Below are 20,951 nucleotides of genomic sequence, written 5' to 3'. Positions count from 1 at the left end.
TATTTCTATTCCATTGTAACAAATTATGGTAGCGAACGGGTAAAAATAAATAACCGTTGCTTACTTCCAGTATGCATACTGATACTGGGCTTCATTCAGTAGTGAATACTTGAGTCCACCAACCTTCTTGCTGACCAGTTTAGCCTCTGATGGTTGATACAATGGGACCAACCCTTTGACGTTCATCAATTGTTTGTTAGCCTTCACCAGCGTGTCGTAGCGAGCTTGACCAGTTTGAGTCACCGACTGGTTCAAATAATCATTAAAGGTCGCGTTCTTCCATTGTGTGAAGTTAACGGTGTTGTCCTCACCCGCAAGATCCAAGAAGTCATAGGCATCCAACCAGTTTGTACTCCAGCCAGTTAGGTTCATTTCAAACGTCCCAGCAAAATCGCGACTAACGTGTTGCGCATGTGGAATTGAAGTGACTGTGACTTTCAAGCCCTTAAAGTATTTTTCAGCAGTCGATTGGAGGTAGGTGCCGACGTGTTTATCTTCATCAGTGTCATCCGTCAATAGACTGAGCGTGACACTAGATTTACCTTGCTCCTTCAAATAAGCCTTCCAATATTTTTGGGCCTTTTTAACGTCAGTTGGTAATAAGTTGCCAGTTTCTTTGGCCATGTCTTCCCCAGTTGACGGGTTCGTTTGATCGCCTGAAGGGACCATACTCTTTGCAGGCTTCGAACCGTCTTGCAGAACATTTTCGGTCAACGTCTTTCGATTGATGACGTAAGACATTGCTTGCCGAAGATTTTCTGAATTTGAGGCAGTCTTCTTATTATTAAAGTACAGGTACTGTAATCGCCCAATCAAATGAGTCGTGAGCTGTTTATTATTTGAATTTTGACGGACGTATTGGCCCGCTACAGTGGTTTCTTGAACTTTGTCACTCTTAAATAAACTAACGGCCGTATTTTGGTCCTTGGTTACCTGAACATTAACTTTCTTAATTTTGACGTCTTTTGCATTTCGGTACTTCGTATTTTTGACGTACTTCCACGCTGAATTGCTCCCGGTCCAGCCAACTAATTTATAGGGACCGTTTGCCATTGTTTTTGCTGCGGTTGTACCATACTTCTGACCATATTTATGTACTGCATCTGAATTCAAAGGTAAGTATTTGCTTGCTGCTAAGTAATTGAAGTATGGAACTCGTTCTGTTAACTGAACTTGGAGTTTGGTCTTACTCAAAGCTTTGACACCCAATGTATTGGGGCTCTTTTTGCCTTTTTGAATAGCATCATAATTCTTAAACGCTGAATAGTTACTGGCATATTGTGCTTTCGTTTTCGGATCGACCGTTCGTCTAAACGAAGTTACGAAATCTTGTGCTGTAACCTGCTGTCCATTCGCCCATTTGGCATTTTTTCTAAGTGTGAACGTATATGTTTTTCCATTGTTGGTTGGTTTAACCACTTTGGTTGCGACCCCAGCAATAAGCTTATTATTCTTATCAAACGTGTACAAACCTTCCATCGTTTGGTAAATCATACTTACACTGTTCGTGTCGGTTGCCTTATTTGGGTCCGCCGTTAATGGCTCACTCGCTAAGGTAACCGATAACGCTTTGTCTTTATTTGTCGCCGCACTTCCATTGCCACACGCCGCCAACATCATCCCCGCCAGGACTGTCGTCCCAAGAACCAGGTATTTAGATCTCATAAAAATCCCTCCAAAAATATATTACACATTAAAATTTAATTATTTAATCAAAAGTTAATGTAACATCAGTATAGCATGCTAATTTTTAAAGTCAACGGCAAGTCTAAAGACCCTTTTGTGGCGCTGAACATAAAAAAATAGAGGAGCAGGGACAAAACAAATGTTTTGTCCCTGCTCCTCTGTTATTTTCGAATATTCTTGCTTAGTCGGGTTCCAAAAGGCTGCTCTCTCCGCCTAGCTGCGATTCGGACTGTTGATTTTCGACCTAGTCCGATCGACATCGCAGTGAAACGAAGTACGATCAACAAACAATCCCAAGTGCAGGATTATTCGTTAATCTAGGCTATGCTCAAAAGCAAACCACCTTTTGTCTCACCCTCTCTCACTTATTTTTAATTAACGGATTCCTTCAGAAACCTCAGGATCATCAACAACTTCCAGATTTGATTCAACAACGCCACTGTTATTGGTGAGCTGAATCATCCCCGCGCCACTTAATTTTAATTGCGGATTTTCATTTTCAAAATACTCGTATGAATAATCTTTAACCCAAATTTTACCAAGAGGAGAATCCAGTTGAACCTGATAGTCATCACCTACTTCAGAACCCACCAGTAATAGTTTGAAACCACCATCTAGGGCGCAACCGCCAATCACAGAGTACGGACCCACCCCATCATCAAAATCAAGAACGATATTCTTTTTATCTGCGCCGTGATTCTTGAGCCTTTTTTCAACATCAGAACTCATTTTTAAATTAGTCATTTTCTTACCTCTCTTATTAGGTATTTACATTATTAGCCTATCTCTAGTACAGTAATAATGTAATCTATAACAGCTTATACCGAAGGAAAAATAATGAAAAGAATAATGACTTCGTTGCCCATTCCAATCTGTGGGTTATTTCTTGGAATTGTCTCGCTTGGCAACCTGTACAAATTAAATTCGCATATCTTGGTCGGAAACATCATCGGTAGTGTGGGCATGTTTCTACTATTAATAATGGCCATTAAAATTGTGGCACAACTAAAATCGGTTCTTCATTCCTTAACGGACATGCTAACCGCTGCAGTTGCCCCTACGTTCCCAATGGCCCTTTTAGTCTCCTGCACTTATCTGGACAATATCAGCGGTGCCCACCCATTCGTCACAATCCTTTGGTATCTCGCCGTCCTGATTGAACTTAGTCTGGTTGGCTACTTTGCAATCAAATTCGTCATCATCCCCAAGTTTTCAAAATTCAACGTTTATCCAAGTTGGCTCATTCCCTTTGTCGGAATCGGGGTCATCACGGTTACTTCGGCGAACTTTAATCCACTTTTGGGGCAAATTATGTTTTGGCTCACTTTTTTAGGTTACGTCATTCTTTTCCCCACTATGATTTATCGAATTTTTGTTGTAAAGCACCTTCCTCAGGCAACTTTACCGCTCATCACGATTATCGCTGCCCCAGCCGCGCTAACGCTGGAGGATTACTTGCTGATTTTTCCACACCCAAATTTGATTCTAGCTAATTTCCTGCTCCTATTCTCGCAGGCCAACCTAATTTTAGCCTTATTCTTAATCCAAAAATCTATTCGTGGTCCATTCTATCCAAGCTTTTCCGCCTTCACCTTTCCTCTGGTACTCTGTGGTGCTTCCTTGTCACTTGCTGCGCAGACGCTCCCATCCGTTTGGCCCTAACAGCCTCTTTTTATCCGACCTATCAACAATAGAAACAGCCTTGATTTCAATCGTCATTGCGTTTGTTTTTGTCCGCTATTGGCAATTTATTTGGCAAACATCCCATGAAAATAAAAATAATTGAGCTTTTTTCTTAAGTAATTGATAAGATATATGACAGTTTTAAAATATCTTTAAACACTATGAGGACACCATTCGTTTCTCCTATTTATTTTTTTCATTCGTTTACAGTAACCTTATTTAACACGCTAGTAACAACTCTTTAACACGATTGACACATTTCTAAGTTATGCTGTTATCAATTAGTCAACCGATAGAGAGGGTATACACATATGTCAAAATTACGAAATGGATTCATAGTTTTGCTAGCTGTTTTTGGATTTGCATTTGGCAGTTTAAGCAGCGTATCAACTGAAGCACAACCAGTTAGAACTGCTGAAGCAGCAACTACCGCACAACAAATTACGAAAATTAATAGTACCCTATCTGCTAAAAATAAAGCAGCCAAGAAGTGGATTGCAATGCGTGAGTCCGGTGGTAGTTATACCGCTAAGAACGGTAACTGTTACGGCAGATACCAGTTATTGCGCAGTTACCTCCATTATAACTACACCAAAGTAAATCAAGAAAAGACTGCTAACAAGTACGTCGCCGGTCGTTACGGTTCATGGACTAAAGCTAAGAGCTTTTGGTTAAGTCACCACTGGTATTAATTTGGCTCTCTGTCAAATCCTGTTGATAGATAGTTTTACAGAACTAGAAGCTAAGCGGCTTCTAGTTCTGTTTTTGTATTTGGTTTTGTTCTCATTTGTTGAAGTTTGATCCGCGAGATTAAATGATGGAAATTTCTAAATCCAAACGCAGTCCGCTGAATCTGCTTAATCATCCGATTAATACCTTCAATTGGGCCGTTAGAATACTTAGATTCACTGGCATTCAAGACAATTTCCAGATTACTTTTAAACGTTTTTAGTGTTTCCTTCATTTGAAAACTTAGGTTTTCATTTTTGTAGAGATAGTGGACAATGCCATCTTTGTCATGATTTTTAAGACAGGACATGATACCTTGCAGCGCATCGTATGTGCTCGAAATAGTGTCATCAGTGTCAAGCCCCATTTGTACTCGCCCTTGTTGAGTTAACTGCTGTCGTAAATGACGATCATAGAAAGTTTGGCTGACTTCTAGTTCATCAATGTGCTTCAAATATAGTTTCCATGAGAACTTAAGCAGTCGATATTCGATAGATTTCTTGTCATATTTTTTCATTGTCTGAACTCTAGTCTGGTTGAATGCCCGCGTCATCATGGCGATAATGTGGAATCGATCAACGACAATTTCTGCGTTTGGAAACATTTCCTTAACGATATCTTTATAGTAACTATTGAGATCCAGAGTTACGGTTTGAACCCGTTTTCGGGTATTGATATGGAATTTATTAAAGTACTCAATAATGCTTTTTTTATAGCGATCCGGCAAGATTTGTTGAATTTCATGGTTGCTGGCACCGTTAATACAGATAAAGTGTAATTGACCACCAACACCGCGAACTTCATCCATCGCTAAATGCTCTGGTAAGTAATCATAATTCCGGCGGAATAAATCATCGTAATTATCTAAATAGCGACAAATTGTACTTGGTGATACACAATTATCTAAGGCGATGCTGGCCTGAGTCCGGTCGTCCTGCAAATGCATGAATATTTTCTGTCGTGTGGCTTGCGAAATGTTGCAATATTTATCAACTAGACTAGTGGATGCCATTATTGAAGCACCACAGTCTTTACAAACTAATCGTTCCTTATGCAGCTCAAGGTACACTGGCTCACTGGCATTGGCTGACGGGTACGAAGTACGCGCAATGTAGTGACCATTATGGTTCAGATGATTGAAACCACATTGGGGACATCTCACACAGTTAACTTTAACGTTGGCGATGTAAATCTTAGATTGTTTGTTTTTAATAGATTGGCTTTTATAAGCAAAAAAGTTAACGTTCTCGTCAGTTATGCTTAGGACGAACTTTATGGTATTATCAATAGGGTTCATGGGTTCTTATCTCCTTTAATGATGCTGTAGTGGGTGGATTTTATTGGATGGGGACCTGTGGGCTTTTAATTTACAAAAAAATCCTGTTAATAGATTACCACTCTGGCAATCCATCAACAGGAAAAAGTATAGAACCATTAATTTTATAGAAATTAAAGGCCGCTAGATTATTAAATCTAGCGGTTTTCTTTTGCCTTTAAACCAATTAAACCGCGCACTGCAGGCTAGTCCGGTGACGCCAAGATCATGGAAATCAAATTCTTCCTTGCATACAGTCTGAAAGCCCGTTAAACTTGAACAGATATCATTACTTGGGGGAATTTATTTTGAATCGTCAACCATATTTAAGAATGGCAGTCTTAGCTGCATCACTTTTTTTATCACTAGAGGTAACAACCAGCGTCACTGCAAGTCCTAAAACTAATTATGCAACCGTTGAAAAGACAACGGTGACAGAACCTTACGCATACTATGTTCCAAAGGGGAAAGTTCTTTATACCAATTCAAGCCTTAGCAAAGCAAAAGTAACCACCTCAAAATATCCAAAAACGACTTGGTATTCAAAAAAAACAGCTATCATTATTAAAACGAGCGGCAACACGCAAAAAAAGGCTCACTACGCTCAAATCACTTCCGCTAACGGCAAACACAGCTACTGGACTTGGAATGGTAATTTAAAACCCATTACAAGTGCCGGTTTTAAAATTGCAGATAAAGCCGCTGGGTCTCGATTTAAAAAGATTAAATTAGCCTACATGGGGGATTCAATTCCTCACGGCTGGAGTGGTGCCGTCAATTACATCAACTCAAACTATCCAACCTGGATGGCTAAATATCTCGGAATCTCAATGACTGCAAGCCAAGTTCCAACCAACATGGCCATTTCGAGTGGTAAAATTTTAGGCAGTCAAAATCGGGATATGCCACAAATCATGCATCGACAGGATTTCAAGAAGTACAATATGATGACAATTCAGTATGGCACGAATGACTATGCCCACAGTGAGTATTCATTAAAAGAAGTCATGACTGAATTGCAAAAAAACATCACAACCATTAAATCCAGCAATCCCAAACTCAAAATATATGGGATATTACCACTTTCTCGTTTCCAAAAAGGAAGTGGAGAGCCTGCAGACCACATCAAAATGTCGGGTGGCTATACTTTTAATCAGCTGAAAGCAGCGGAACGAAAGCTGTATAAAAAGAACCACATCGCTGTGATTGATTTTCAAAAACTAGATCCTAATTTGATTACCGCTGCAAACCGTAAAACGACCTTACGAGACCACGTTCTTCATCCTGCAGCGAAAACTGATCAGTACCTTGGCCATGACGCAGCTAGGTTTATCGAAAAAAATTATAAATAGAAATAAAAACAGGACCAGCCAAAGCAAAATGCTTTGACTGGTCCTTTTCTTTAGTAACTTCTATCGGAAACCAACACTTCCGGATTATGATTGACTAACAAATAGGCTCTAGAACTATTTCCATAAGCCACCCCTTCGAATTCACGCTTGGGAGCAAAAGCTGACCAATTAAAACTACCATTCGTTAAATGGCCCTTACCAACCAATTTGCTCGTTGGAAAACTGGCGAGCGAATCGTCCGAAACCAGCATCAATCGGTGACGCACCGGATTGTACCCCATTCCTTGCAAACGGGTTCCAGGCAGATGCTTTAAGATTTGCTTCGTCCGGCGAAACTTGACCTTGCTATGGTGTATTTTCCCCTTAAAGACGTTGGCGCCACTTCCAGGATTCGTCCAAAAATAGGCATTTCCGGAATTATCAAACGTTAAATTATGGCCACCAGGTATCCAAGTTCCATTACGCGATAATTTGAATCGAATTTTACGATCCGGTTTTAATGACTTTGCACTAATGTGGGCAATATAACCCCACTTGCTGACCGGAACACGAGCCGTTTTTTCATTATCAATCCACATGTATAACCCGTGATTTTTCCGATTATAAGCAAGCGATTGGCCGTGTCCTGTATTGAAAAGTGGTCCCACTTTGATTGCATTTTGATAGGCTAATTTGGTTGCCGAGTATTTCCCATTAACCTTTACAAAGGTCTTTTGAAAAGTAGATCGATGTTTTTGAACGCCCAATGCATTCAATTTTGTTAGGTTATATCGGACAATTCGTCCCCGATTCTTTGTATTCGTTGGGCAATACAATATGTACATGAAGCCCGATTTTGAAATTGCAATAGACTGCGGATTTCCCCAACGCTGATTATTTTTACCAGGATAAGGCAATAAGTAATTAGAAATGAAATTTACTTTATTACCACGCGTCGAATAAACCGTTCTATTTGTCGCTTTATTTGAAATATGACTATACTTTTTGGGAACCTTTACAAAGTGAACTTTTTTATTGTTCAACTTTCGCGTATTACCGTATCCCGTTAACGCGCTCGATTTTTGACGATACGTTTTGACCTTTGCATTGACCCCGGTTTCTCCCATTAAACCAAAGGCCATCAAAAACGTCATTACTAGTACAACACCCTTATTCATGTCCATCCTCACTCTATCATTTCCTACCAATTTATTTATTAATTCTTAACGTTATACTCAATTATAAAGTAATTGTTTAACACGACAAGGCTTCCCCATAATTCGAAATATGATTGTAATAAAAAAGCCCCAATCAGGGCTTTTTCATAATTAATCTAAATATTGTTTTTCACAGTCTAACCGTGCCTGAATTGCGTCTCCTTTATTACGAAAACTCCGATTCAACCGGTAACTGCCCTTCCAATACAAACGGGCAATCCACTTGTTCTGAAATGTATCAAAGTTAACACCGGTGACCCCACTTTTATTAGCTGACCTTAGATCAGTACTCTTGGGGTGCCAAGTTGACTTCAAACTTTCAATGCGGCCAATTTGTTCTCTCGTTTTTTCATTCGTTAATAGATGGTAGCGCGAAACTTCATTTCGTAAGCAACCACAGCTCAACGTTGTGCCGTGCCGTAATCGATACCCATCGACAACCTTCATGTTGCCGCATTTACACTGACAAAGCCATCGCTGGTTTCCGTTTTTGGAATGACCATGTGGTTCGATCACAGTTAGTCGCCCAAATTTCTGTCCAGTTAAGTCTATTCTTGCACTCATAATATTACCTCCAACAATAAGTGTTACAGACTTTGACCGCTCCCATCAATCAAAATTTGAATTAACTCCCTGACCTAAGTATGGTCCTTTCAATTATTAAGGTAAAGGATTTTCACAAACTTTATTATTAATATTTTGACTCAATCATTAAAATATCGTACTATTGACTTGTGAAAACGTTAACAATAACTTTAAGGAGCTTATTTTATGTCAGATCAATTGAAAGGTAAAGTTGCAATTATTACGGGGGCTGCCTCCGGAATGGGAAAGGCCATGGCTGAGCTATTCGCAAGCGAAGGCGCTAGTATCGTCGCTGCTGATTTAAATGAAGAGCGATTAGCTGAAGTTTCCAAAGATATTACAGATAAGAACGGTTCCGTCGCAACCGTCAAAGTGGACGTTTCAGTTGAAGCGGACATTAATAAAATGTTTGATACCGCAACCGAGACGTTTGGAAAAGTTGATATTCTCGTTAACAATGCTGGCATTATGGATAATATGGCCGCAATCGGCAACGTAACTGATGAGATGTGGAACAAAGTGATTGCCGTTAACACCACTTCCGTCATGATGGCCTCCAGAAAAGCCGCTCAAATTTTCTTACCTCAAAAGCATGGTGTGATTTTAAATATCGCATCAGCCGGTGGTGTGATGGGCGGTGCTTCTGGTGCAACCTACACAGCTTCAAAACATGCCGTCGTTGGATTGACAAAAAATACTGCTTACATGTATCAGAACGAAGGGATTCGAACAAATGCCATCACCCCAGGTGGAATTGCAACCAATATTGTGGAATCCATGAAGGGCATTGATGAGTTTGGCATGGGCCGTCAATCAGTCGGGATGCCAACTTCGCCAGCCCCTGGCGATGCTGGTGATATAGCCGAAGCGGCTCTCTTCTTAGTTTCAGACAAAGCAAAGTACATCAACGGTGCCATTTTGCCGGTTGATGGTGGCTGGACAGCTTATTAGTTAAAAATTTGATCAAAAAAGCATTCTCCGCGGAGAATGCTTTTATTTTTTGAATACATTTATGATTTGCAGCCAATTACTCATTTGATCAAAAACGGTTGGCGCATATTTGACATAGCGTTTTTCCAAAAATCTGACAAACATTAGGATGGCCGTAGCCCCAACAACCACTGGGAACAAGGATACCGGTGCAAACATGATTGCCATCAAGCTCCCCACCAAAAGGGGTGATTCAAGGATGGCCGTCGCCAGTCCGATTGCAATGAGAACCACGATATAAGTCTGATCCATTCCCGGCAACAGTCGACTAATGGCGAGACCCTGAACCGTTGATGCAAACAAGACGGGAAAAATATCACCGCCTACCCAACCTGTATTCAGACAGATTGTTAGCAGCAGTAATTTGCTAAATGAAATCAGGATGAGATACACAACGGAGTGGCCAGCCCAACTCGTTGTGAATAAATGAAAATTATGCTGACCTGAAAACAGAATTTCCGGGGCAAGCAAACTCGTAATGTAAATCGCCAGTCCACCAAATATCACCAACGCAATTTCATGGAAAAATCGGGATTGAATCATTTTTCGAATCTCAATCATTACCTGCAAATAAACGTGGCCAATGAGATAGCTGACAAGCAAAATTGGCAGTGCCCAAATCAGGTCTTCTAGTTGCCAATGAGACGTCCCAATTCGAAGGATTAGGGACGGCTCGCCACTTAAATTATAGATGATACAGAACCACAAAATTCCATTCATAAAATAGATTACTTTAATCAATTTTCGGTTTAAAAAGATGCCCCGGTGTTCCGGCGTATCCTCCCTGCGATTCAGGTATCGATGCGGTGTCGCTAAGACAGTCAGCACCGTTTTCCAATTTGCCAGCGTCAATCGGTCGTAGTTCGCTTCCACATATCTCAATTTGTCACCAATCCAGATGCCGAATAGAACCGTAGAACTCACCAAAGTCGCTTCCGGCCCTAAACTAGTTCCACTCACTAAAATGATGGCGGGAATGATCAATTGTAAGGGTAAAAAGCGATAATCCGCAGTCCCAGTTTTACGAATTTCGACCATGACGTTACTAAAATTTCGGGGTAACTGACCGAATTTACGCCGGGTTACTAAGATTACCACCGCAATGACAATCAAAATTAGTGCATTAACAAGTGGGCGGCTAAGTTCTCCCGGCCAAAATAAGTCGATTAGGTAGCTTTGAAGGGTGTAAAACAAGCTGATTAGAATTCCTGCAATGGCACTCAAACACAGGCCGTACATAAACAGCAAAACTTTTTTTGTCATTTAACTCTAAATTCCTCTCTAAAACGTCCGCTTACCATTTAACCATAATTGGCCGAAAAAATCATAAAAATACCCCGAAAATAATTCTTTCGGAGTATTCCTTTGTTGCTAATCTTCTATTGTATTGGGCGTCAGTGGCTTCATCATGAAGGTTAAAATCATCCCCCCGAATACCGTGACACAGAATAAAATAATCAAAAGTGACGGTAAATTGATATCAATTCCTGAAGTAAACGTTTGACGTAGAACTAAATTCAAGAAATGCATTGGGAAATATTGCCCAATGGTATCGTTTAATCGACCAATCGTTTGCGTTGGATAGATATCATTAGATAGGCAAATATCCAAGCCTGCAATTGCGCCAATTAGAATGAAGATCCATTTGCCAATCCACTGGTAGAAAATTGTCTCGACAATTGCCGTTAATAACGCAGCAAGTGTACTAAACATCATGAATTCTAGTGGATGATCAATCTGCGTCAATATGAGGTTTAAGATGCCCGTCATTACAATTGCTTGTGCCCCAACTAATCCGAGCAGTTCAAGGATGGAACGGCGATCGCGCAACTTATTGAGCCAAGCAAATGTCGCAACAATAACACTTGTTCCAAGCAGGCTAATTAATGCAACAATGAAAGGTGCAATCGCATAGCCAAAGTTCGGAACATAACTATAATTATCATGTTTCAAACTAGTTGGTGCAGCAAACATCTTAGCTGTTTTTGAAGTCAGCGGTGTGGCGTTAACTTTCTTAGCACCAGCGGATAGCCCTGAAACGAGCTTTTTATCCCCAGCCACTAATTTAGAAGTACCACTAGTCAGTTTAGATGAGTTGGCATCTAATTTGCCTGCACCATCGCTAAGCTGATTAACGCCGCTCATTAGCGCACCTGTCTTACCATTTAGTAGTGATAGGCCACCATATAGCTGTCCTGAGCCACTTGTTAATTGGGTTACCCCACTAACAAGGGTGGGAACTTGACCGTTGAGAACGACGAGACCGGAGGATAATTGTTGGGCGCCACCAGCTAGTTGAGAAACACCAGAAGTCAACGCTGGCATTTGGCCATTCATCGTTCCAAGACCTGTTGATACCTGGCTCGATCCTTGGTACAACTTCGATACGCCACTAGTTAATGTTGGCACTTGTGAGTTCAAAGTGGTTAATCCGTCTGAAATCTGAGTAGAACCATCAACTAGTGAAGCTGAGTTATCAGTTAATTGTTGGTTTCCATCGAGTAGCTGTTGAATGCCACTTGTTAAAGCAGGTAACTGACTCTGCATGGAGATTAACCCATTGTTAACTTGATTTGAGCCGTCAAGAAGTGCAGTGTTCTTAGAATAGAGCTGCTGAGTCCCTTTGGAGAGCTCGCTGATACTGTCAGCAAGTAATGCTGCTTTTCCGCTGAAAGCAGTTAGCCCCCCAACGGATGAATCTGTACCATTTTGTATTTTGTTAATCCCAAGTGAAATCATTGATACATAAGAATTTGAAAGGGTATTCGAACTGTTAACTAATTTTAATTGGTTTTCAACATTAGCTAAATCAGTTTTGACCTCTGAAATAGTTGCTACTTTCGTATTGTCTAACTCTTCGGAATATTTAGTCACTTTCAAGATTTTCTGTAATGTATTAGCATCACCTACTAAATCTGCAGTATCAATTTTATTTTCCTTTGCGGATGTGGTTGACGCCTTCGAACTATCAGTTGTCCCTGCTCCTGAAAGCCCTTTTTGCATAGCTTCTTTTTGTTCGGCCGTCATATTTGTAGTGGAAGCAACTGAATTAATTCTGGCGTCTATTTCACTTTGTGTCATACCACCATCTGCAGGTGCAGCAGAACTTGTAGATGATTCATCATCAGTATTATGACTAATTGATGAAACATCACTGGTGACTGCCGTCGCTGCCTTTGAGATTTTAGAAAAGTTAGCTAATTTTGAATTTAGTACTTCTGTATTATTATTTGGTAAGGTACTAATGGCATTGTCTAAATCTGAGATAGAATCACTCAAATGTTTCAAATTGGTCGAAACATCTGCACTACTTGGACTACTCGTATTATCTTTATCTCCTGTTTTAATTTTTTCTACTAGTTCTACTAGCTTACCTATGCTGTCCACACCATTCGACATTGTTTGAACTTGAGTTGGTAAATCGGCAGTCTTAGTTGCCAAAGTGTTTACATTAGAATTAACTGTAGCAACACCATCTGTATAATCTTTAAGTCTACTATTTAGCGTATTATCGCCATCAGTCAGCTGATTAACACCGTCCACCAAATCTCCCGTCTTACCTGACAGTTGCTTCAATCCTAAATTGACCTGGTAAACCCCATTCGTGTAGGTCACAACACCAGTCAATTCAGCTTTAGCCCCATTCTTCAACTTCACTACACCTGCAGCCAAATCTCCAGTTTTACCATTGAGTGTCTTTAGCCCGCTCGTAACTTGTTGGCTTCCATCATAGAGTTTGTTGGTGCCTGACTTTAACGTTTTAGCTTTTCCGTTTAATTCATCGACTCCATTTGTTAAAGTCTGAGAACCATTAGCTAGCTTCTTAACTCCACTCGCCAACGCCGGCGTCTTGCTATTCAATTTCTTCAGACCTTCATTAAGCGTCTTTGACCCCGTCGTCAGTTTTTGAATGCCACTTGGCAAAGCTGACACACTCGTTTTCAGTGTCTGGGTGCCATCGCTTAGTGTATGAACGCCAGTTGTGTACGCCTTTAGGCCATCTGCCAAAGTGACGGTCCCATCTTTAGCCTGGGTAACGCCCTTTGCGGCAGTTGAAAAGCCCTTCCCAGCTGAATGAATCTGATCAAACATCGTTAACGCGTATGTTTTGGTGACTGCTGAACGAATTTGCGAGTTCACTTGGCCTAAACCAACTTCACTCATAATTTTAGCAATGTAGTTCATTGAGTCATTGGTCTGGTAATGAAGATTCATTGCCTGTGGATTCTTATTTGTTACCGTTGTGGCTTTTTTAGAAAAATCCGTTGGGATGGTAACAACGGTGTAGTATTTATTTTTTGCCATCCCCTGCTTGGCTTGTTTGGCAGAAACAAAGTGCCAATCCAGTCCATTATTGTTCTTTAATTTATTGACCATTTGCTTTCCAACGGCCATCTTTTTCCCCTGATAATTAACCGCTTGATCATTGTTAACAACTGCGATTGGCAGCTTGTCGGTATTCCCAAACGGATTCCATACTGACTGAAGAAATAAAACAATCACGATGACCGGCAAAATAACTGCCGCAATAATTGCTGTTACCTTCAGTACGCTTCCCTTTTTCAAAAAAACACTTCCCTCTCAAATTAGTGCATGCCCTTAACTAAGTGCAGAAATAAAATGCGCTTTTACACGCGTCGTTTATTATAGGCCTACTTGAAATAGTTTGTAAATGCCATATACTAAATTGATAAGTCAAATGTTCAAACCAAATATAAAGTAAATCGCTTACATTTGCGATATAATTGCGCTGCAATTAAGAAACAAATCCAAAAAATTCCATTCATATAATACAAGGAGGAATTAAGATGACAATGATGGATGTTAAGAAATCATTAGAAAACTTGGCTTGGACCACGGATCATCATTTCCAACACATTCAAAATCAACACGAATTCATTCGAGCGGTGGCAATTCAGTTTGAATTGGGCTACACGGATTTCCGAGTAATTGAAATGGCGCTTCAGCTTAGCGATGGCGAAAATCACGAATTACTTAAACAATTTGCGACAGCTTATGAAAATGTTTATCAATATGAATATGCCTTTGTGGCCGATGGGTTATCTGGCTTCAATGAAAAATTTGGCCATCAAATGCCAGCGTACAAAGAAGCCAAAGAGTCGCTTCTCAGCGTTATTCAATTAATTTCAAAATTACAACCATGGTACAAAGCTGTTTAGCAAAAGGAGCGCCACTAACTAGAAATTATCTAGTTAGTGGCGCCCCTTTTTAATTAACAACTTATTTATTATTTAACTTGAGCAATAATTTTAGCCATTGCTTGTTTTTGATAATCGGCAGTTGCTTTCGCAGTTGCCTGTTTGGTAATTTTTGCTTGTTCGGTAGAAGACATTGTCGGATCCTTGGTCATTGCGGCCGTCACTGACTTTTTAACTTGCGCAGTTACGTAGGCCTTTGCTTCAGTCTTCATTTTGGCTTGATTAGCCTTAACGAGTTTTTGAAGCTTTTTGGCTTGGGTAGAGCTTAGGACCATCCAGTCTTTGTTAATGTTAAATGTATTTTCACGTTTAACTAACTTGTGACCGTAGCCTGAAGCATTAAACCAAACTTTAGAGGCTTTACTGTTGAACTCCCAACGGGTTGTTTTAGTAACAAGTGTTGGCGTTCCTGATACAGTTTTAACTCTGTTGCTGGCTTTCTTAGGATCAGGATTAGTGGTCGAAGCCTTTTTCTGACTTTGATGAGTCTTGTAAACGTAGACCTTTTCTTTGCCAGAGGTACCAACGTTTTGATAAAGCAACATTTTCATTTGTTTTGATGGTGAAACTGAAATCAAATCTGATGTTTCAGTTTTGGTAACTTTATGCATGCCATAGTGGTTGGCATCGTTAAAGGTCATGAACATCATCGAAACAACAGTGAGCGCACCAAATATAAGTGCTAAGATTATCCGCAGATTTCCGCGATCGATCATCGTCATTGAGAGGAACAATAAAATTGCAAATAGAACAACACTGGCAATAATCATTATGCTTCACCCCTTGCAGTTGTTGACTTGTCAGCACCTTCATCGACTGAAACCTTCATTGATCGAGGACTACGACCACTAATGAAGAATGCGACAATGAACCCAACGATACAGAAGAGAATAGCAGCCCAGAATGCAGCATGATAACCATCAAGAATACCATTAAATATGCCACTCTTGTATGACAATGGGTCTGATTTTAATAGTGATTTCCCTGGTGTATTGCTCTTCGAAACGTTTGTTGAAATACTGATTAAGATAGCAGTCCCAACAGACGAAGCAACCTGTCTCAATGTATTATTAACGGCAGTCCCATTACTCATCATTCTAAGTGGTAGTGCGTTCATCCCGGCAGTTGTCGTTGGCATCATTGCCATGGCAATTCCGGCCATCCGAACTGCATATAAAGTGATAAGGTAAGGTACTGGTGTCGTCTTCGTGATAAAGGCAAATGGAATAGTACCAGCCAGAAGTAAGAACATTCCTGTGATGGCTAACCGTTTGGCACCAATTCGGTCAAAAATCCGGCCAGTAAATGGACTCAATACACCCATCATAAGTGCTCCTGGTAATAGTGTTAATCCAGACTCGAAAGCTGAATCACCACGAACTATCTGAAGGTAAAGTGGTAAGAGTATTTCAACTCCAACCATGGCCATCATTGAAACGGAGCTTAACAGAGCTGAAACTGAAAATTCACGGTTCTTTAAAACACGTAAATCCAAGAATGGTTCTTTCATGGTTAATTGTCTCCAACCAAATAAGAGGATGAAGATAACCCCAACAACAAGTCCGGTGATCACAATTGGATCATCCCAACCCTTTGTTCCAACTTCAGAGAAGCCATAGAGCAAGGAACCAAACCCAATTGTTGACAGTGCGGCTGAAAGCCAATCTAATACAGATTTCTTAGTTGGTAAAACACTCTTCATCAGCCAAAAACCAGCAATAATAACGATTGCCACGATTGGAATAATCATTCCAAATAAATCACGCCATTGGTAATTATCAATTACCCAACCTGAAAGTGTCGGTCCAATAGCGGGTGCAACCCCAATAACTAATCCCGCTAACCCCATTGCAGTCCCACGACTAGCAGCTGGGAAAATTGATAGCATTAACGTCTGAAGCAATGGCATTGTAACCCCAACACCAAGTGCTTGAATGAGACGACCTGTTAGCAAAACTCCAAAGTTAGGCGCCATGTAACAAGTAATTGTTCCAATTAAGAAAATAATCATTGCACTTTCATATAAAACTTTTGAATTAAGTCTGGATGTTAACCAGGCACTAATTGGAATCATAATTCCGTTAACCAACATAAATCCAGTGGTCAACCATTGAACTGTTGACGTCGTAACGTCAAATGACTTCATTAAAGTTGGAAATGCGGTTGTTAAAATCGTCTGATTTAAAACCGTGCAGAACGTTCCGACTAAAAGAAGGACAACTAACCATGTACGGCTATAGCTTTTACCGTTTGTATCTATTGCTTGATTCAATGTGAGGCTTCCCTTCTATACTTAAATGTCTAATCAACTATAGACCGCCTTTTAATCTTTGTCAATTAAATTGACAAATATGTCAGAAAAGTTATAATCAATGTTGAATAGACTTACAAAGGAAGAGTTTTAGGAAAGGGTATTATCATGAACGATATAAATGACAACGACTTCATTCGACGCGTTAAGAGCATCTTAAAACATAGCGGTTTCTCCTTAGGAATTGGCGACATTGCTAATGCTACGGGTGTCTCTCAGCGCAAGCTTCGTTACTGGGAGGAAAAAGAGTACATTCAACCTAGTTCAGGATCTGAAGAAGGGAAACATCGCAAATATTCCTACTTCACGCTGGCTAAGGTCAGCTTAATTGAATCGTATTTAGAATCAGGTTACACCCTAGGCAAGGCAGTCGAAAAAGCAGAACAACACAGTAAGGTGGCGCAAGCAACCCGAAAAATAATTAGCGATCGACTAAGTGGTATTAAACGGGTAGACGACCAATATGAAGTCGATTTAGGCGAAGTTGAGGGTGCAGAAGGCAAGCACATTGTCGCTATTCTCAAGGAAGACTCCCCAACAAGGTTAATTTTGACAAACGTTTATGGAAACTAATTTTAATTAAATGAAAAACTCGTCAGCTATTCTGGCGAGTTTTTTCATGGAATAAGACCCTTTTCCTTTATTAAAGCGCTTACTTTACCGTAACTAATAAATTTATCTTACGAGCATCCATAATAAGTTGTAAAATAACCATTTGTCTGAACAATTTAAATTATTTACGAAGGAGTTTGAATTTATATGTCTGAAAATGCTCAAAATGGAGCTGCACAAGCTGCGGTTTCTGTAAAACATCCATTCCTGGCCATGTTCGGCATGTTAATTGGAGGCTTTGTTGGGATGTTAAGTGAAACGTCACTTAACATTGCTTTACCAAACTTGATGACCCAATTGCACGTCAGTGTTGGAACGGTTCAGTGGTTAGTGACTGGTTACATGCTCGTTATCGGGATTGTCCTACCGCTCTCAAGTTTATTGACTAAGTGGTTTTCAACCCGTAGTCTAATTATTTTTGCTTTATGCGACTTTATTGTTGGTGCCGCAATCTCGGCGTTAGCACCTTCTTTTACCATTCTTTTAATTGGTCGAATGATTCAGGGTATCGCTACCGGATTAATTCTGCCACTCATGTTTACAGTGGCCACGTTAATCTACCCGCCCTATAAACTTGGATCCGCAATGGGAATGATTGGATTAGTTATCATGTTTGCCCCAGCCATTGGTCCTACATTGGCCGGAATTGTCCTTGGGGTGCTCTCATGGGAATGGATTTTCTGGTTATTTATCCCATTTTTACTTGTTGCCTTGTTCTTCGCAATTCGTTACTTACCAAATGTAGCGAAGTTAACGAAGCCTAAAATTGATATTCTATCCATCCTATTATCAACCGTTGGATTTGGAGGCCTCGTTGTCGCCGTTAGCATGTCCACTGATTACGGTTGGGGATCAGCGAACGTTCTTGTTACATTGATTGTGGCTTTAATTGTACTGTTCTTCTACATTCGCAGACAATTACATTCAGATGCCCCAATCCTAAACTTCCACGTTTACAACCGTCCACAGTTTAGAATTGGTTCCATCCTCGTTATGTTAGATTTTGGGATTATCTTATCATCAATGTACTTACTTCCAATGTTCTGGCAAAATGGATTAGCCATTGCAGTTGCCTTAACCGGGGTCGTCATGCTTCCCGGTGGTGTTGTCAATGCCGTCGTATCAGCCTTTTCTGGACGACTTTACGACAACGGTGGTGCCAAGAAGCCCGCAATCTTGGGATTCTTGATTGTCATTATTGGTTTAGCAATGCTATTCTTTACGACTAAAAATTCAGCAATTTGGTACGTTATTTTAGCTCATATCGTCATCATGGTCGGAGCTCCATTAGCAATGTCACCAACTCAAACTTATGGCTTAAATGCGTTGGATCAACAAACCGCTGGAGATGGTAGCACCATCATGAATACCTTTCAACAAATTATCGGTGCTGTCTCAACAGCCGTTGCCACAAGTTTACTAGGTCTTGGCCAAGCAGCCTCTACTGCAGCCAACACCTCGAGAACTGCTTTCACAAATGGGGTTCACTATGGGTTACTATTCCCACTTGCATTAGCAGTAATTGCCTTCGTGGTTTCATTTACGATTAAGGATAAAAAGACTGATTAATATGATTCTATTTGCAGCAGCTATTCTACGGAATAGCTGCTTTTTTTTGTCTAAATTTAACCGCTTGACATCGCCACTACTTAGTTTTACTATGTAGTGGTACTAATTATTACGAAGTAGTGAGGCGACAACCATGAAAATCTCGACGGAGATGTTAAAAGGCGTACTTGAAGGAATCGTGCTCCAAATCATTAGTGGGGGCGAAACTTATGGGTACGAAATTACAAAGGAATTAAATCAACACGGGTTTGAAGATCTGGTAGAAGGAACCGTTTATACCATTTTAATGCGATTAGAAAAGAACCAACTCGTCACCGTTGAAAAAAAGAAATCGACGAAGGGCCCCGCTCGTAAGTTCTACAGTCTGAACGCAGCGGGTCAAAAAACATTGGAAACTTTTTGGCAAAATTGGGAGTTCCTGGATCAGCAAATGACCCACTTAAAGGAGGACAATCATGTTCAATAAATTTAAACAGCAAAAGCGGGAGTATCGGGACTACAAAGCTCGAATTTCTGCACTACCAAATGATTATCAGGCCACAATGAAGGCGTTAGAAAAATACTTTTGGAATTGGGCCAGGGGCGACGGAATGATGGCCATCTTAATTTCAGTGTTAGAAATGTTTGAAAATGCCGTTGCCGATGGGTCACCCGTTGAGTTCGTCGTTGGCGAGGACATCGCTGAATTTGCGGACGCAATTTTGGCAGATAATCCTGAAGAAACTTGGCTGAATAAACAACGCAATCAGTTACGCACATCATATAAAAATCGGGGATAATTGATATGACCAACATAATTGAAGTCGCTAATATTCAGAAACGTTTCAAAACCAAGACCGTTTTAACTGACGTGACCCTATCCGTTGAAACTGGGACAATTTATGCGTTACTTGGGGCAAACGGCTCCGGAAAAACCACCCTCCTAAAAATCATCACCGGGTTACTGGATCAAGATAATGGCACCGTTTCAATTAGTCACTTGGAAGTCCGCCAACATCAGCAAGAGATCCAACGTCTTTTCAGCTATAGTGCGCAGGCATCAACTGTCGATGACGTGCTGACCGGTCATGAAAATTTGAAATTAATTGCAAAATTACGTCACGTTTCGAACCCGAACCAGATTGCAGTCGATTTATTAAACGAGTTCAAACCAAGTGCTGCCGCCAATAAACGTGTGGCAACCTACTCGGGTGGTATGCGTCGCCGATTGGATTTGGCAATGAGTCTGGTTGGTGATCCGGAGATTCTTTTTCTGGATGAGCCAACTACTGGCCTCGACCCCTTAAGCCGAAATGACCTATGGGAAACTATCCGAAAACTCAAAAAAGCTGGTAAAACAATTTTTCTGACAACTCAGTATTTAGAAGAAGCTGATTTATTGGCCGACCAGATTGGCTTTCTAAAGGACGGCCGTATTATTGAAACTGGCACACCGGCTGAAATGAAACAATTAGCTGGACCAGAAAAATTAATTCTAACGTTTGAAACGGAACAACTACTGCATCAAGCGACCAGCCAACTCGTTGGTTTCGATTTATCCCCAATTAATGATGTGTCACTTTCAGTTAAATTGCCGGATACGGTTCAAACGGTCATGGACATTCTATCGATTTTGCAAAACGCGGCCCTGAAACCAGTTTCCTTTGAAGTCACGGCGCCAACTCTCGACGATGTTTTCATGCAGCTCACAAAGGAGGTCTAAGC

Annotated in this window: 19 protein-coding genes; 10 read left to right on the top strand and 9 right to left on the bottom strand. The window is 40.6% G+C overall.

The genetic code is table 11. The features are described 5' to 3' along the window. Nucleotides 1-60 precede the first annotated feature (60 nt). Both FGL90_RS06610 and FGL90_RS06605 read right to left on the bottom strand, forming a co-directional pair. On the bottom strand, nt 61-1,665 hold the full coding sequence (locus tag FGL90_RS06610; RefSeq protein WP_147657432.1) for a peptide ABC transporter substrate-binding protein: 1,605 nt from the start codon (nt 1,663-1,665) through the stop codon (nt 61-63). 396 nt (nt 1,666-2,061) lie between these two features. Further along, nucleotides 2,062-2,430 (bottom strand): iron-sulfur cluster biosynthesis family protein, encoded by a 369-nt coding sequence (locus FGL90_RS06605; protein WP_010620157.1) that lies wholly within the window; start codon nt 2,428-2,430, stop codon nt 2,062-2,064. Nucleotides 2,431-2,523: 93 nt separating this feature from the next. Here FGL90_RS06605 and FGL90_RS06600 point away from each other — a divergent pair, with 93 nt between their 5' ends. Next, a complete protein-coding gene (locus FGL90_RS06600) occupies nt 2,524-3,348 on the top strand; it encodes a TDT family transporter (protein WP_147657430.1) in 825 nt (274 codons plus the stop codon). A gap of 332 nt (nt 3,349-3,680) precedes the next feature. Next, the gene (locus tag FGL90_RS06595; protein ID WP_147657428.1) at nt 3,681-4,061 is read left to right on the top strand and encodes an aggregation-promoting factor C-terminal-like domain-containing protein; all 381 of its coding nucleotides are present in this window, start codon (nt 3,681-3,683) and stop codon (nt 4,059-4,061) included. Between the two features lie 50 nt (nt 4,062-4,111). On the opposite strand, the gene FGL90_RS06590 is transcribed toward FGL90_RS06595, so the two are convergent. After that, nucleotides 4,112-5,395: an ISL3 family transposase gene (locus FGL90_RS06590; RefSeq protein ID WP_125547835.1), complete on the bottom strand. Its 1,284-nt coding sequence runs from the start codon at nt 5,393-5,395 to the stop codon at nt 4,112-4,114. A 326-nt stretch (nt 5,396-5,721) separates the two neighbouring features. Between FGL90_RS06590 and FGL90_RS06585 the strand changes: the two genes are divergently transcribed. Then, nucleotides 5,722-6,765: an SGNH/GDSL hydrolase family protein gene (locus FGL90_RS06585; RefSeq protein WP_147657426.1), complete on the top strand. Its 1,044-nt coding sequence runs from the start codon at nt 5,722-5,724 to the stop codon at nt 6,763-6,765. Nucleotides 6,766-6,815: 50 nt separating this feature from the next. Here the strand turns inward: FGL90_RS06585 and FGL90_RS06580 are convergent, their stop codons facing one another. Both FGL90_RS06580 and FGL90_RS06575 read right to left on the bottom strand, forming a co-directional pair. After that, a complete protein-coding gene (locus FGL90_RS06580) occupies nt 6,816-7,922 on the bottom strand; it encodes a hypothetical protein (RefSeq protein WP_147657424.1) in 1,107 nt (368 codons plus the stop codon). Between the two features lie 150 nt (nt 7,923-8,072). Further along, nucleotides 8,073-8,525 carry an alcohol dehydrogenase gene (locus FGL90_RS06575; protein WP_147657423.1) on the bottom strand — a complete coding sequence of 151 codons (453 nt, stop codon included), beginning with the start codon at nt 8,523-8,525 and terminating at the stop codon, nt 8,073-8,075. A 207-nt stretch (nt 8,526-8,732) separates the two neighbouring features. Between FGL90_RS06575 and FGL90_RS06570 the strand changes: the two genes are divergently transcribed. Further along, nucleotides 8,733-9,497, top strand: coding sequence for an SDR family oxidoreductase (locus FGL90_RS06570; RefSeq protein WP_147657421.1), 765 nt, complete (start codon nt 8,733-8,735; stop codon nt 9,495-9,497). Between the two features lie 42 nt (nt 9,498-9,539). Here the strand turns inward: FGL90_RS06570 and FGL90_RS06565 are convergent, their stop codons facing one another. Together FGL90_RS06565 and FGL90_RS06560 are read right to left on the bottom strand one after the other, a co-directional pair. Beyond that, nucleotides 9,540-10,799 carry a chloride channel protein gene (locus FGL90_RS06565; protein ID WP_147657419.1) on the bottom strand — a complete coding sequence of 420 codons (1,260 nt, stop codon included), beginning with the start codon at nt 10,797-10,799 and terminating at the stop codon, nt 9,540-9,542. 108 nt (nt 10,800-10,907) lie between these two features. Beyond that, complete coding sequence (locus FGL90_RS06560) at nt 10,908-14,102, bottom strand: YhgE/Pip family protein (RefSeq protein WP_147657417.1); 3,195 nt, start codon at nt 14,100-14,102, stop codon at nt 10,908-10,910. A gap of 248 nt (nt 14,103-14,350) precedes the next feature. Here FGL90_RS06560 and FGL90_RS06555 point away from each other — a divergent pair, with 248 nt between their 5' ends. Beyond that, entirely contained in the window at nt 14,351-14,716 is a 366-nt protein-coding gene (locus FGL90_RS06555) for a hypothetical protein (RefSeq protein ID WP_029327574.1), read from the top strand. A gap of 68 nt (nt 14,717-14,784) precedes the next feature. On the opposite strand, the gene FGL90_RS06550 is transcribed toward FGL90_RS06555, so the two are convergent. Then, the gene (locus tag FGL90_RS06550) at nt 14,785-15,525 is read right to left on the bottom strand and encodes a DUF4811 domain-containing protein (protein ID WP_010620167.1); all 741 of its coding nucleotides are present in this window, start codon (nt 15,523-15,525) and stop codon (nt 14,785-14,787) included. Next, the gene (locus FGL90_RS06545) at nt 15,525-17,027 is read right to left on the bottom strand and encodes an MDR family MFS transporter (protein WP_147657415.1); all 1,503 of its coding nucleotides are present in this window, start codon (nt 17,025-17,027) and stop codon (nt 15,525-15,527) included. The genes FGL90_RS06550 and FGL90_RS06545 overlap by 1 nt, the downstream gene beginning before the upstream one ends. A gap of 147 nt (nt 17,028-17,174) precedes the next feature. Between FGL90_RS06545 and FGL90_RS06540 the strand changes: the two genes are divergently transcribed. The 5 genes from FGL90_RS06540 to FGL90_RS06520 all read left to right on the top strand — a co-directional run bounded on the left by FGL90_RS06540 (nt 17,175) and on the right by FGL90_RS06520 (nt 20,949). Continuing rightward, nucleotides 17,175-17,639 carry a MerR family transcriptional regulator gene (locus tag FGL90_RS06540; protein WP_147657413.1) on the top strand — a complete coding sequence of 155 codons (465 nt, stop codon included), beginning with the start codon at nt 17,175-17,177 and terminating at the stop codon, nt 17,637-17,639. 186 nt (nt 17,640-17,825) lie between these two features. Beyond that, nucleotides 17,826-19,247, top strand: a complete 1,422-nt coding sequence (locus FGL90_RS06535; RefSeq protein WP_147657411.1) for a DHA2 family efflux MFS transporter permease subunit — start codon at nt 17,826-17,828, stop codon at nt 19,245-19,247. 133 nt (nt 19,248-19,380) lie between these two features. Next, on the top strand, nt 19,381-19,713 hold the full coding sequence (locus FGL90_RS06530; RefSeq protein ID WP_010620171.1) for a PadR family transcriptional regulator: 333 nt from the start codon (nt 19,381-19,383) through the stop codon (nt 19,711-19,713). After that, nucleotides 19,703-20,026: a DUF1048 domain-containing protein gene (locus tag FGL90_RS06525; RefSeq protein ID WP_147657410.1), complete on the top strand. Its 324-nt coding sequence runs from the start codon at nt 19,703-19,705 to the stop codon at nt 20,024-20,026. Before FGL90_RS06530 ends, FGL90_RS06525 begins: the two co-directional genes overlap by 11 nt. Before the next feature lie 5 nt (nt 20,027-20,031). Next, nucleotides 20,032-20,949: an ABC transporter ATP-binding protein gene (locus tag FGL90_RS06520; RefSeq protein ID WP_147657408.1), complete on the top strand. Its 918-nt coding sequence runs from the start codon at nt 20,032-20,034 to the stop codon at nt 20,947-20,949. Nucleotides 20,950-20,951: the final 2 nt, after the last annotated feature.

Origin of the sequence: Secundilactobacillus malefermentans (assembly GCF_008033155.1) — a bacterium.
Taxonomy (GTDB): Bacteria; Bacillota; Bacilli; order Lactobacillales; family Lactobacillaceae; genus Secundilactobacillus; species Secundilactobacillus malefermentans.
This window is presented reverse-complemented; position numbering and strand designations above follow the sequence as displayed.